The organism is Streptomyces sp. NPDC002403 (assembly GCF_053593015.1).
This window is the reverse complement of sequence record NZ_JBSFBQ010000003.1, coordinates 350,396-362,795: the sequence shown is the minus strand read 5'-3', so window position 1 is coordinate 362,795 and position 12,400 is coordinate 350,396. Positions and strand designations below refer to the sequence as shown.

Annotated in this window: 11 protein-coding genes; 2 read left to right on the top strand and 9 right to left on the bottom strand. The window is 70.2% G+C overall.

From position 1 onward, the window contains the following. Positions 1-19: 19 nt before the first annotated feature. Both ACWCPY_RS06265 and ACWCPY_RS06260 read right to left on the bottom strand, forming a co-directional pair. On the bottom strand, positions 20-886 hold the full coding sequence (locus tag ACWCPY_RS06265; RefSeq protein ID WP_451263163.1) for a sterol desaturase family protein: 867 nt from the start codon (positions 884-886) through the stop codon (positions 20-22). Between the two features lie 510 nt (positions 887-1,396). Beyond that, the gene (locus ACWCPY_RS06260) at positions 1,397-2,905 is read right to left on the bottom strand and encodes a glutamate synthase subunit beta (protein WP_451263161.1); all 1,509 of its coding nucleotides are present in this window, start codon (positions 2,903-2,905) and stop codon (positions 1,397-1,399) included. Positions 2,906-3,160: 255 nt separating this feature from the next. On the opposite strand from ACWCPY_RS06260, the gene ACWCPY_RS06255 reads away from it, so the two are divergent. After that, entirely contained in the window at positions 3,161-3,751 is a 591-nt protein-coding gene (locus tag ACWCPY_RS06255; protein ID WP_451263159.1) for a lytic polysaccharide monooxygenase auxiliary activity family 9 protein, read from the top strand. Between the two features lie 72 nt (positions 3,752-3,823). Here the strand turns inward: ACWCPY_RS06255 and ACWCPY_RS06250 are convergent, their stop codons facing one another. From ACWCPY_RS06250 to ACWCPY_RS06240, 3 genes are all read right to left on the bottom strand, one after another. Beyond that, positions 3,824-4,711 (bottom strand): aminoglycoside phosphotransferase family protein, encoded by an 888-nt coding sequence (locus tag ACWCPY_RS06250; RefSeq protein WP_451263158.1) that lies wholly within the window; start codon positions 4,709-4,711, stop codon positions 3,824-3,826. A gap of 97 nt (positions 4,712-4,808) precedes the next feature. Beyond that, positions 4,809-6,494, bottom strand: a complete 1,686-nt coding sequence (locus ACWCPY_RS06245; RefSeq protein WP_451263157.1) for a hypothetical protein — start codon at positions 6,492-6,494, stop codon at positions 4,809-4,811. A gap of 99 nt (positions 6,495-6,593) precedes the next feature. Then, positions 6,594-6,752, bottom strand: a complete 159-nt coding sequence (locus ACWCPY_RS06240; protein WP_451263156.1) for a hypothetical protein — start codon at positions 6,750-6,752, stop codon at positions 6,594-6,596. 117 nt (positions 6,753-6,869) lie between these two features. Between ACWCPY_RS06240 and ACWCPY_RS06235 the strand changes: the two genes are divergently transcribed. After that, a complete protein-coding gene (locus tag ACWCPY_RS06235; RefSeq protein ID WP_451263154.1) occupies positions 6,870-7,337 on the top strand; it encodes an NUDIX hydrolase in 468 nt (155 codons plus the stop codon). A gap of 252 nt (positions 7,338-7,589) precedes the next feature. Here the strand turns inward: ACWCPY_RS06235 and ACWCPY_RS06230 are convergent, their stop codons facing one another. From ACWCPY_RS06230 to ACWCPY_RS06215, 4 genes are all read right to left on the bottom strand, one after another. Further along, positions 7,590-8,000, bottom strand: coding sequence for a hypothetical protein (locus ACWCPY_RS06230; RefSeq protein WP_451263153.1), 411 nt, complete (start codon positions 7,998-8,000; stop codon positions 7,590-7,592). Positions 8,001-8,367: 367 nt separating this feature from the next. After that, positions 8,368-9,240, bottom strand: coding sequence for a hypothetical protein (locus ACWCPY_RS06225; protein WP_451263152.1), 873 nt, complete (start codon positions 9,238-9,240; stop codon positions 8,368-8,370). Between the two features lie 380 nt (positions 9,241-9,620). Beyond that, positions 9,621-10,685 carry an NAD(+)/NADH kinase gene (locus tag ACWCPY_RS06220; RefSeq protein WP_451263151.1) on the bottom strand — a complete coding sequence of 355 codons (1,065 nt, stop codon included), beginning with the start codon at positions 10,683-10,685 and terminating at the stop codon, positions 9,621-9,623. A 129-nt stretch (positions 10,686-10,814) separates the two neighbouring features. After that, on the bottom strand, positions 10,815-12,212 hold the full coding sequence (locus tag ACWCPY_RS06215) for an APC family permease (RefSeq protein ID WP_451263150.1): 1,398 nt from the start codon (positions 12,210-12,212) through the stop codon (positions 10,815-10,817). Between the last annotated feature and the right edge of the window lie 188 nt (positions 12,213-12,400).

The window sequence follows — 12,400 nt, the reverse complement described above, 5'->3', positions numbered from 1 at the left end:
CGGCATATGGAAGGGCAGTTCAGGCAGAGCCGGTCCCGGGCCCCTTCGCGCGGCGCAAGGGGTGGAGAAGGCTGGAAACGATCTCCCCGGTACGGGGGAAGGACGCGGGGTCGCCCAGGCCGACCGCGGCCGGTTCACGGCCGGGCCGCCAGGTGTAACTGCCGAAGAAGTGGTCCCAGATCGACAGGTCCGAGCCGTAGTGGCCCGCCTCGGACAGTTCGGTGCTGTGGTGCAGACGGTGCTGCTCGGGGCTGGCGAGAACATGGTTGAGCCGGCCGATACGCACGTCGATGTTGGCGTGGACGAAATAGCCCTGGGCAGCCACGAAAAGGCCCACGACGAGCACCGAGCCACGGGAGAAGCCGACCAGGGCCAGAGCCAGCTGGACGGTTCCCTGCGCGAGCACGATATCGAGTACGTGGTTGACGCCGTTATTGGCGACGTTGACCTTTTCCGGCACATGGTGCACACCGTGCACACGCCACAGTATCGCGTTGGTATGGCCGAGCCTGTGTACCAGATAACTGGCCAGTGAGCCGGTCAGCAGAGCCGCGGGGATTTCCGCCCAGAGATTGAGTGCCGGCTCGCTCGGCGACACCACGGAGACGACCGCGGAGACCAGATATTGCGCAAAGGCACTGGCCACCATCGTCAGCAGGAAATAGATGCCGTACCAACGCCACTCACCGGCGTTCGGGTGCCAGGACCGCCGGTGCGGAATCAGGCGTTCGAGCGCCGTGAGATAGGAAATGACACCGAGCAGGAAGAGCGGGCTCACACGATCGGGATCCCAGTCGAGACACAACGCCGCCGCGGCCACCGAAACCGTACCCATCAGCAGGAACGGGTACGCCGATACGCGCACGACAGCGCGCACGGAGGGCATCGGTGCCCCATACCTCCGGGCCCGACCGGAATTCACCTCCGGATCACCGCCGGGCAGCGGCTCGCAACTTTCCACTCAAGCACCTTCACGAAAGGAACCAGCACGGAAACGTGCACGGCAGAGCGCACGGACCGTGAAAGAGAAACTGATGAATACCTGCGGACGCACGGGACCGGGGCACTGGACGCCACCGGTCACGTGCGGGGAATGTGGGATGAAGTGTGGTGCGAGCCGTCTCGTGGGCCCCGCGGACCCCAGCTGCTGTCGCCGTGGGCCCGCTCTACTAATTTTTCCCTACCCGGCGACCTCAACCGTCGAATTCAAGCCTCGTCGCGATACCCGGCGATGGGCAGCGGCGACCACGGCAAGAATAGCGACTGACAGCCGAATCGCCCGATCCGCCGTGAATATGAATTACTAGTAATACCGACGAGTCCTTTTGATTCTTCCGGGCGCCGATCACCGAACAGCGAGGAACGGCGGGGAACGCCCGGGGCCGCACCCGGCCACTCAGGCCACCAGGGGCCGGTCCTCGGGTGTGATCGGGGCCGGAAGCACCGTGGAACCGCTCAGGTAGCGGTCCGTCGCCGCGGCGGCGGACCGCCCCTCGGCGATGGCCCACACCACGAGGGACTGGCCCCGCCCCGCGTCTCCGGCGATGAAGATCCCTTCCGTCCGGGTGTGCGCCGGACACCCGGACAACTCCCTCGCCTCGGCCCCGAAGCCGGCGTTCCGGGCGAAGTTTCCCCGGTCGTCCAGTGCGAGTCCGAGCTGTCTCATCAGCCCGGTGCCGTGTTCGGGGCCGTAGAAGCCGAGGGCGATCAGCACCAGGTCCGCCTGGATGCTCCGCCCGGTCTCCGGGCGGGGACTTCGGCCCTCGGGTTCCACTTCCGCGAGGCGCAGCGCCCGCACCCGTCCGGAGCGGTCGCCCTCGAAGCGGAGAGTGGCCGAGGCGAAGACCCGTGGGTCTCGCCCCTCCCGCCCCCGGGCCTCCTCATGGGCATGGGATATCCGGTAGACCTTCGGGCGGACGGGCCAGGGTTCGCTGTCGCACCGGGTGTCACCGGGCTCCGGGTTGATGTCCAACTGCACCACGGAAAGGGCCCCTTGGCGCAGTGCGGTCCCCATGCAGTCCGAGCCGGTGTCCCCTCCCCCGACGATCACCACATGCTTGCCCTCGGCGGTGACGGCGGGCGCTTCGCAGTCGCCCTCGGTGACGCGGTTGGCGAGGGTCAGATAGTCCATGGCCTGATGGATGCCGCACAGCTCACGGCCGGGGACGGGCAGTTCCCGTTGTCCTCGCGCGCCGACCGCGATCACGACCGCGTCGTGCCGTTCGGTGAGCTCGGCGGCGTCGAGGTCGTTGCCGATGTCCACCCCGGTGCGGAATTTGGTGCCCTCGGCCCGCATCTGCTCGATGCGGCGGTCCAGATGGCGCTTCTCCATCTTGAACTCGGGGATGCCGTAGCGGAGCAGTCCGCCGATGCGGTCGGCACGCTCGTAGACGGCGACGGTATGGCCGATTCTCGTGAGTTGCTGCGCCGCGGCCAGGCCCGCGGGACCGGAGCCGACGACGGCGACGGTCTTCCCGCTGAGCCGCTCGGGCGGCCGCGGTGACGCGTACCCGCGTTCCCAGATCTGGTCGGCGATGGCCTGCTCGACGTTCTTTATGGTCACCGGGTCGGCGTTGATGGTCAGCACGCAGGCGTCCTCGCACGGTGCCGGGCACAGCCGGCCGGTGAATTCCGGGAAGTTGTTCGTGGCGTGCAGCCGCTCGGCCGCGGCCCGCCAGTCGGCCCGTGCGGCGTACGTGTTCCACTCGGGGATGAGGTTTCCCAGCGGGCAGCCGCTGTGGCAGAACGGGATCCCGCAGTCCATGCAGCGCCCGGCCTGCTCGGACACGAGCGGGAGCCTCGCCTGTCCCGCGTAGACCTCGTTCCAGTCGCGCAGCCGTTCCTGGACCGGCCGTGCCGGGACGGGCCGGCGGGGGAATTTGAGGAAGCCGTGCGGGTCGGTCATGGCCGCCTCCATCGCTCACTCGCGGTGTGCAGGCGTTTTTGTCAGCATACGCCTGCTTTGCCGACCGGCCCAGTGTGCCGCTGGCGCCCCAGCGGTCCGGCCGGAACGGTTACCGGCGGGTCGCGCGGCGGCGCATTGCTGGTATGGACATGACCAAATGTCCTGGCTAATCTCGCAGTTGGTCTAGACCTAGTGCGGTGGAGCGCCCACCCCACTCGTCTCGCAGCGCCCCCACACCTCCCTCAGGAGCGAAGCATGCGCAGAAGGATCACCTCGTTAATACTCGGTCTCGGAATCGCCGGGGCCTCCCTACTCGTCACCACCGGCAGCGCACAGAGCCATGGCTACACCGACGCCCCCATCAGCCGTCAGCAGCTCTGCGGCAACGGCACCGTGCGCAACTGCGGCCAGATCCAGTGGGAGCCGCCGAGCGTCGAGGGCCCGAAGGGCTTCCCCGCCCGGGGCCCGGTCGACGGCACCATCTGCGCCGGTGGCAACGGCCGGTTCTCCGAGCTCGACGACCCGCGTGGCGGCGCCTGGCCCGCGACGCAGGTGACCGGCGGGCAGAGCTACACCTTCCGCTGGCGCATCGAGGCCCGGCACGCCACGACCGACTTCCGCTACTACATCACCAAGGACGGCTACGACCCCACCAAGCCGCTCACCCGGGCCGACCTGGAGCCGCAGCCGTTCCTGACCGTGCCCTTCGGGGGCCGTCTGCCGGGGTCCACCGTGACCCATGCCGGAGTCCTGCCGCAGAAGTCCGGCAAGCACCTGATTCTCGGCGTCTGGACGATCGCCGACACCGGCAACGCGTTCTACGCCTGCTCGGACGTCACCTTCTGAGCCCGGTACGCATCCGCATGGTGTCCGATGCCCGGGGTGGGCCCCCGCCCCGGCATCGGGACCGTCCGGTGATCACCGGCCGATGAGGGCCTCGGTGATCTGGCGGGTGGTCTGCGCGGCGATCCGGGGGTCGTCGTCGGCGTACGAGGTGTAGGCGTTCAGGCCGGTGGTCAGCGCCCAGCCCCGCCCCCGGGTCCAGGTGGCCTCGTCCACGTCCAGTGCCTCGCGGAAGACGGCCCGGCTGCCCGCGGACATCAGGGTGAAGGCGATGGTCAGATCGCAGGACGGGTCGCCGACCCCGAGCCCGCCGAAGTCGATGACTGCGCTGAGCCGGCCGTCGGTGGTCAGCAGATTGCCGGTGTGGAGGTCGCCGTGGAACCAGACCGGCGGGCGGTCCCATCCGGGCGCGTCGAGCGCCGCGTCCCACAGTTCGGTCATGGCCGCCGCGTCGAACGTACCGTCGGCCTCCGCGATGGCGGCCCGGGTCGCACCGTCCCGGTCGGCCAGCGACTGCGCGGCCAGGCCCTCGCGATCCTCACCCGGCTCGGTCCGCTGAAGCGCGGCCAGGAACCCCGCCAGCCCGACGGCGGCTTCCGCCGAGTCCGCGAGGCCCTCGACGGTCGCCACCTCGCCGTCCAGCCAGCGGGACACGGCCCAGGGCCACGGGTAGCCGAAGTCCGGCTCCCCCACCGCCATCGGCACGGGGACGGCCAGCGGCAGGCGCGGGGCGAGCCGGGGCAGCCACGTGGATTCCTTGCGGGCCTGCCCGCTCGCCCCGGCGCGCCGGGGCAGCCGGACGGAGAGCCGCTCGCCGAGCCGGTGGATCACATGGTCCGAGCCGGCCCGGTCGAGCCGTTTCAGCGGCAGCCCCGCCCACCGGGGGAACTGTGTGTCGACCAGACGCCGGACGAGTGCGGTGTCGATCGTGGGGTGGATGTCCACCGTTCGCTCGGCGGTCAAGGCCGGCTCCTGCCTCCGGCCCGCTCCGTGCGGCGGGCAGTGCCGGCCATCACAGCGTGCCCGGCACTCGTCTGTCGACTCGTTTTCCCTGCCGGTCTCACTGCGGAGTCACGGCTCCGACTCCGGTCACGGGGCCCTCGACGAACACCGGGGACGGGCCCGCCTCCAGGGTGAGACGGCCGTCCGCCGGCTGCCTGACGGTGCGTCGGCCCCAGGAGTCGACCAGGGTGACCGGACCGGTCGCGGACACCGTGAGGTCGCGGGCGGTGGTGGCCCAGACAACGCGGGTCGTGCCGCTGCCGGTGAAGCGGAGGGAGTAGGCCGGTGCGGAGAGGCCATCGGTACCCGCGTAGGTCCTGCCGCCGAGCATCCGGGCCACCACGGCCTGGGCGACCGCGGCCGGTTTCGGGGCGTTGGCGGTGACCGAGACGGGGTTCGCGGTGGTGGCGGTCACGGGCTGCCGGAGCATTCCGAAGTTCTGTTCCTTTTCGGCGGGGTCGCTGCCGTCGTCGACCAGGTCGTACCAGTAGACCCGGGTCACACCGTTGGCCAGGCCGATCGCGTAGAGCCGGATCAGGTTGTCGGCCTGCTGGCGTTCGGTGGTGCCGTGTGCGGTGTCGGTGGGCCAGCCCATCTCGCTGAGGACGATCGGCTTGTCCTTGCCGCCATTGGCGGCGCGGATCCGCTGCCGCAGGCCGGCGACGGTGTCGCCGGAGCCGCCCAGCCACTCCGGTCCGCCCGGGTAGTGGTAGGGGTGGACACTGTAGGCGTCCATCGAGTTCAGTGCGCCGCGGTCGATCAGGTCCGGCGCGAAGCACTTGGTGCCTTCGGCGGCCACGCAGTTGCCGATGCCGATGGTGGCCGGGCCGACGACCGAGGCGCCCGGGTCCGCGGCCTTCACCGCCCGGTACACCCCTTCGAGTACGTCCAGGTAGCAGGCGGCGCTCTTCCCGCAGGCACTGTTGTTGAAGGTGCCCGCGTTGTACTCGTTCAGCACCTCGACATTGCTCCGGCCGTACTGCTTCAGCACCGCTGCGGCGAACTTCCCGAAGGCGGAGATGCCTTCGGGGCTGCTCGGCGTACGGCCGTTGTCGTACAGGGGATTGGCGCCGTTCGCGATGATCATCGGAGTGATGCCCAGCGCGCGGGCGCGCGCCATCTCGGCGGAGAAGGCGGCCGGGAAGGTGTAGCTGCCCTTCGTGGTCTCGAACCGGTTCCACCAGGCGTCCTCACGGATGTGCGCAATGCCTGTCCTGCGCGCCTCGTCCAGTACGTTCAGGCCCCAGCCGGCGCGTCCGATGTGCACGGCGGCGCCGAACGGGGAGGAGGGGCCGACCACGTCGTCCGGCACCGGCTCGATGACGGCGAACGAGGTGCGCAGGTCGGTCGGTTCCGTGGAGGAGCCCGCGTGCAGGGAGAGTTCGAAGTAGCCGGGGGCGAGGTCGGCGACGGGAATCGTGGCCTTCCCGCCGGAGAGCCGGCTGGTGCCGCCGCGTACCCGGGTTCCCTGTTCATCGGTGATCGCCCAGGACACCGAAGCCGCCGATGAGCCGAACTCCACTCCTCCCTGACCCTGTTGGAAGATCAGGCTCGGGGAGGTGACCGACAGGGTGTGCGTCGCGGCGGGGGCGGACGGGGGAAGGGCCACGAGCAGGGAGAGTGCGAGGGCCGACGCGACTGCGAGGGCCGGTATGCGGGCGGAGCGTGAGCGCCGGGGTGGACCTGGCCGGTTGCGGCGTCGGGGGCCGGACACGTCGTCGGTGCCGATGGCAGTGCGGGTCATGGTGGTCTCGCCTCTCGCTGCTGATGGTGGACGTCACGGTTGCCGGGAACGACGGCCGGTGGGCGCGGCCTGTCGCGGCGCCCACCGGCCGGGTGCGGGTCAGCGTGTCAGCTGCACCTGCTGATAGCGCACCAGCTTCCAGTTGTTGAGCCCGTCGCCCCAGGTCTGCCATCCGTCCAGACCGAGCGAGCGGTAGTTGTTCTCCCGCTGCACACCGTCGTTCTTGTTGACCGTCAGGGTCAGCGTGTTTGTAAGCACTTCTTTGGGCTCCACCGCACGGAATGAAAGTGGCTCCAGGGCGTAAGAAGTTGATCTGGCTCCACTCTGCGCTCATAGTGATGCGCGGATCTTGGACGTTGGACAGGGGTGTGGGGGATGAGTTTCCGGCTGGCGGCGTACGCCGTGTGCGTCGAGGACGGGCGTGTGCTGCTCGCCCGTTGCGTACAACCGAAGAGTGAGAGCATCTGGACCCTTCCGGGCGGTCGGGTCGAGCACGGGGAGGATCCGTTCGATGCGGTGATCCGGGAGGTCGCCGAGGAGACCGGTTGCGACGCGGTGGTTGAACGCCTGCTGGGCGTGGACTCGAGGCTGATCCCCGCGGTCGCCGCGCGTAGGGGAATCGAGCACCAGAATGTCGGCATCTACTACCAGGTCCGCATCACCGGCGGCCAACTGCGGCCTGAGCCGAACGGCGATATCGCCGAGTCCGTCTGGACTCCGATCCCCGATGTCGCTTGCCTGCGCCGGTCATCGCTAGTCGATGTCGGCCTCGACCTAGCACAGACCGTTCCGGCAACCGGCCACGTCGCTCCTGTCCCGGTCGGCGGCCTGATCCAGAACTGAGGCACCACTGTTCGCGAGTGGGCCGGAGGACAGGTCTGCGACGTGCTCAAGGCCAGCGGAACCACTCGGTCGAAGTGGAGCCAGATCACCTTGCTACAGCGGCGTGAATCACACCGCCTCACGCCCCTCCAGCCTGCCCATGGAGCCAAAACAGATCCGTGCACTGGAGCCAAAACAAGTGCTTACAGACAGGTCAGCGAGAACGAGGGGTGCCGGGCGGCAGCGGGGCGATCCGCTTCCATGGCACGGCGATCAGGCAGGTCGTCGTCCCGGCCCCGACGCCGCGGGCGACCCGGACGTCGGCGCTCTCCGCGGACCCCACCGGACAGTCCTTCGGCAGGGATTCAGCGAATACACCCGGCCCTCCGCCACGGTGTCACCGGCGTAGAGCATGTACCAGTGCGCACCCCAGGCACCCGGACCTTCTCCGGGTTCGCCCGGCTGTACCCCGATCCCGATGCTGTCACCGGCGGGCAGCCAGGCGATCTTCCGCGCCGTCCGGTGGTCGCTCTCCCGGACGACCGCGGACACGTAGAGGCTCTTGTCGTCCCAGGTTGCCCACATGTCGCCGTCGGCGGCAAAGGGTTCGATGCCGTTGTACGAGCCGACTTCGGAGAGGTCCGCCTTCGGGACATTCTCCAGTCCGGTGAGCCGGCCGTCCACCGCGGCGTGGCCCTGGCGATCGGGCTGAGGCCGAAGGAGTCGCTGTCGTGTGCGGTGCGTTTGTCCGTGAGTCTCGCGGTCACCTCGACGGGCCGGGCGGCGTAGGCGGAGGCTCCGTCGACGGTGGCACGAAAAGTGCGGGTGGCCGGCGGCGGGACCGTATTCCCGCTGGCCGGATTGGGCGCCGCCGCCGCGTCCCAGGTGGCCGACGGACGCGACGCACCCGGGATGCACGCCCACCCGTGCACACTGGTGGTCGGCGCGACGACAGCCGGGAATCAGCCCCGGATCTGAGCCGGTCCCTCCTCCGCCGGTGCCCGTTCCGCCCGCGCCGGTCCCGGTGCGTCCCCCGGCAACCGTCCCGCGGTCATTCGGCGGTGGCGAGTCGGGCCTGTGGCTGGACGGTGACCAGCGCGATCCCGCCGCAGCACACCGCGAGGAGCAGCAGCTCGGCGGGAGAGGGAGCGGGCGCGGTGTTCAGCGCCCAGTCGCCCAGTCGGACGGTGAAGGGAACGGCCAGTTGCACGGCGGCCGTGAAGACCGGACCGCGGACCAGGATGAGCCGGTGCTGCACGAGATAGGCGGGTGCGTAGACGGCCGCGCCCAGCACGACGATGCCCCCGGTCGCGGCAGGGGTCGGCGGGTGGGCGATCAGCGCGGGCAGGGCCATCGGGAGCAGCAGACAGGTGGCGGCCGCGAGCAGCACGGGCAGCACGGCGAGCGGCGGCAGTCCCGACAGCCGCGCCCGGTACAGGAATCCGTAGACGGCGAAGGCCACGGTCGCCGCCGCCACGAGCAGCAGCCCCACCCCGTCCGCATCGCCCGCGTCCGCGCCGAGCGCCGCGTATCCGGCGGCCGCCGCGCAGGCCAGCACCGCCCCCGCCGCCCTGCGCGGCCCGGACCGTTCGGCGAAGAACAAGGCGCCGACCGCCACCGAGGCGCACGGCATCAGCGCGACGACGAGATTGGTGAGCGAGGTCCCGATGCGCGGGATGGCGAGGAGGGTCCCTGCCGCGTACCCGGCGAATCCGAGCAGGCCCAGCAGCCACACGGTGGCCGGCCGGGCGGCGGCCCGGCGCAGGTCGGCCCGGCCGTCCGCGGTGGAGACGGCGACGGCGGTGAGCACCGCGCAGCACACGGCGGTCCGGCCCACGGCGACGATCAGCGGATCGGTTCCGGTGACCAGGGCACCGGAGAGCAGCCAGGTTCCGGAGAGCAGCAGGACGAGGACGGCCGGCATCGCGTGGCCCTTCCGTGGGTGGCGGAGGAACGGCGAGAGGGGCGAGGGGCGTGGCGTGGCCGGACTCGCTGATCCCGCACGGCCCTCCTCCGCACCGTCACTTTCCTGTAGGCGCCAACTATAACGACGGGTGCCGTCTCCACCAGGGCGCGAGTCCTGTTCGTTGCCGTCACTCGGGCCGGGCGGAATCCAGTATCGTGCCCACGGAGTTTCCGCGCTCGAACCCGGGCACGTAACGCTCCGACCGGGTTGCCGCTGAGGCCGGTGCGGTGTCGGGAACCGGCAGGGCGGTGGACGTGGGGAGACCGGCGCTGTCGGGCCTGAGAACTGCCATGTCGTACGGCACTTCGGCCCTGCTGCCCTGATCCGCCGGGCGGGCCCTACTCCCTGACCGCCGGGGAGAGATGGAGATGGGCCAGGTCGTGCGGGACCGGTCCGTCGTGACGGAAGAGCGGTGCGCTCTCGCCGTCGGCCGCCGTGGCCGGGGCGTCCGTGAGGCGGAGGCGGGTGCGCAGCCGTCCGTAGAAGTCGTTCGGGCCGAGCCTGATGACCCGCAGGCGGCTCGGTGCCGCGTACACGCCGAGCCAGTCCCCGGCGGCCAGTACGCCGCGCAGCTGGCCGTCGATGGTCACCGCGCCCTGTCCCGAGTGCGGCAGGACCCGTACCGCGATGGGTTCGTCGGCCGCGGCGACCACGGTGCGGTCGAAGGTCATGTGAGCCGCCACGGGCGTGAAGAGGACGGCGTCCATGCGCGGTGAGACGACCGGGCCGCCCGCGGCGAAGCTGTAGGCGGTCGAGCCGGTGGGGGTGGCCATGATGACCGCGTCGGCGGAGTACGAGGCGAGGAGCCGGCCGCCGATGTACACGCCGAGGCTCACCTGCCGGTCGCGGGCGAGCTTCTCCACGACGACATCGTTGAGTGCGGTGACATCCAGTGCCACGCCCCAGCCCTCCGCCGCGGCCTCCTCGTCGAGGGCGACCTGGGGAGGCGGCAGCATGGGGCGCTGTCCGTAGCCCATCAGGGCGTCGATGTCCGGGGGCACTTCGAGTACGCGGGAGGCTCTCATGGTCAGGGTCATGCGCTCCTCGACCTCCGCCCTGCCCCGGTGGACGGCGTCGAGCGCCCGGACCACGTCCTCGACGGGTACCTCGGTGAGGAAGCCGACACGGCCCAGATCGATCCCGAGGACGGCGCCGTCGTTCTTGGCGGCGATCCTGGCACCGCGCAGGAAGGTCCCGTCGCCGCCGAGCGTCACGATGAGATCGGGGTTGCCCGCGACATCGGCCTCCTCGCGCCCGCCGCGTCTGCGTTCGTCGTCGCGCCATACGTCGATGTCCGTGCACGGGATGCCCTCGCGGGCACACCAGTCGCGTACGACTCCCGACGCGACGAAGGCCTCGGGACGGCCCTGGTGAACGACGACTCCGACCCGCTCGACACTCATCCCGCCACGACTCCCCGTGTTCCGATGACGTCCCTCACTCCACTGTGAGGGCATCGGGGGTGTCTTCGCCCGTCGGCGGCCGCTTTTCGCCGACGGGCCGGACACCGCGCGGAACGCGTCCGGGGAGGGTCAGGACTGCGCGTCCTCCGGAATGCTGACCAGCCAGCGGGTCTCCCGGCGAGGCCGCAGGTAGAACGCCCAGTAGAGCGTGGCGACTGCCGTGATCCCGCCGGTCCACAGCAGGTACTCGGTCTCCTGCTGGGTGAGGATGTACGTCAGCACGGCGATCAGCAGCACGGGGATCGCGGGCCACAGTGGCATCCGCCAGGCCGGCGCCTCGCGGTGCGTACCGCGGCGGCAGAGCAGGGCCGCGACCGCGACCAGCAGGTACATGGCGGTGACGGAGACGCCGGTGACGCCGTACAGCGTGTCGAGGTTGACGAAGCAGAGCGCCGCGCCGGGGATGCCGACGACCAGGGTCGCCACCCATGGGGAACCGAACCGACCGAGCCGGGCGAGGGCGTTGTTGATCGGTGCGGGCCAGGCCTTGTCACGGGCGGAGGCGAAGAGCACCCGGGAGTTCTGGATGACCATCACGATGCCCGCGTTGATGATCGCGAGGGCGACGCAGAGGCTGACGAAGGTGCCGACGGCCGAGTTGGACCAGGCGGCCACCATCGTGTTGAGGTCGCCCGAGGTCAGGGCCTCCAGGTCCGGGGCGCCCAGGGTGATCGCGATGACCGGGACGAGGATGACCGCCGTGGATATGGCGAGGGTGGCGAGCACGGTGCGGGCCACGTTGCGCCGCGGGTTCTCCAGTTCCTCGGAGAGGTAGACGGCCGTGGAGAAGCCCTGGGTGATGAAGAGCGCGATCGCGAGCCCGGAGACCACCATCATCGCGGTGACGGTCGAGCTCGTGCCGCCGGAGGAGGCGACCGACCCGTGCACCAGCGCCGATCCGCCTCGCTCGGAGTGGGCGAAGCCGAGAACGGCGACGACGCCTGCCGCGATCACTTCGAGTACGAGGAAGATTCCGGTGATCCACGCGTTGGCGCGCAGGTCCAGGAGGCCGGCGAGGGTGGCGAGCAACATGACGCCGGCACCCGCGACGGGGGCCGGGATGTGCACGATGGGCGCGAGGTAGTCGGCCGTTCCCATGGCGATCACCGGGGGAACGATCATCACGACCAGCAGCGAGAGCACGAAGACGAGCCACCCGGCGAGCCGCCCCGCCATGGTCGACACCATGGCGTACTCGCCGCCGGCGCTGGGGATGAGCGTGCCCAGCTCCGAGTAGCAGAAGGCGACCGCGATGCAGAGCAGCGAGCCGATGGCGATGGTGAGGGCGGTGTACGTGCCGAGGGTGGAGAACAGGTCCGGTACGACCACGAAGAGGGTCGAGGCGGGCGTCACGCAGGAGAGCGTGAGCAGTGTGCCGCCCACGACGCCGATGGAACGCTTGAGCTTCTGGGGGGTGGGGCCGGTCGCTGGGGCGAGCGCCTGGGGAGCGCTGAGCGTGTCGGTCATCGTGCGGTTCCGATCAACAGGTGCGGTGTCTGAGCACGGGAGCGGTATCGCCTCCAGACGAGGACGTGGTGAGTGGTTTCGTCGCTCCCAGCGCGATATGCAATCCCGACGTGTTCCGCAGGTCAAGAGGCGTTCACCTTCGGAATTCGTTGTTCGGAGGGCCGAATCCGACGGTTTGGCGTTAACAA

Coding starts and splice junctions, on each gene's coding strand:
- ACWCPY_RS06265 (WP_451263163.1), bottom strand. CDS start 886: ATGCCCTCCGTGCGCGCTGTCGTGCGCGTATCGGCGTACCCGTTCCTG.
- ACWCPY_RS06260 (WP_451263161.1), bottom strand. CDS start 2,905: ATGACCGACCCGCACGGCTTCCTCAAATTCCCCCGCCGGCCCGTCCCG.
- ACWCPY_RS06255 (WP_451263159.1), top strand. CDS start 3,161: ATGCGCAGAAGGATCACCTCGTTAATACTCGGTCTCGGAATCGCCGGG.
- ACWCPY_RS06245 (WP_451263157.1), bottom strand. CDS start 6,494: ATGACCCGCACTGCCATCGGCACCGACGACGTGTCCGGCCCCCGACGC.
- ACWCPY_RS06235 (WP_451263154.1), top strand. CDS start 6,870: ATGAGTTTCCGGCTGGCGGCGTACGCCGTGTGCGTCGAGGACGGGCGT.
- ACWCPY_RS06225 (WP_451263152.1), bottom strand. CDS start 9,240: ATGCCGGCCGTCCTCGTCCTGCTGCTCTCCGGAACCTGGCTGCTCTCC.
- ACWCPY_RS06220 (WP_451263151.1), bottom strand. CDS start 10,685: ATGAGTGTCGAGCGGGTCGGAGTCGTCGTTCACCAGGGCCGTCCCGAG.
- ACWCPY_RS06215 (WP_451263150.1), bottom strand. CDS start 12,212: ATGACCGACACGCTCAGCGCTCCCCAGGCGCTCGCCCCAGCGACCGGC.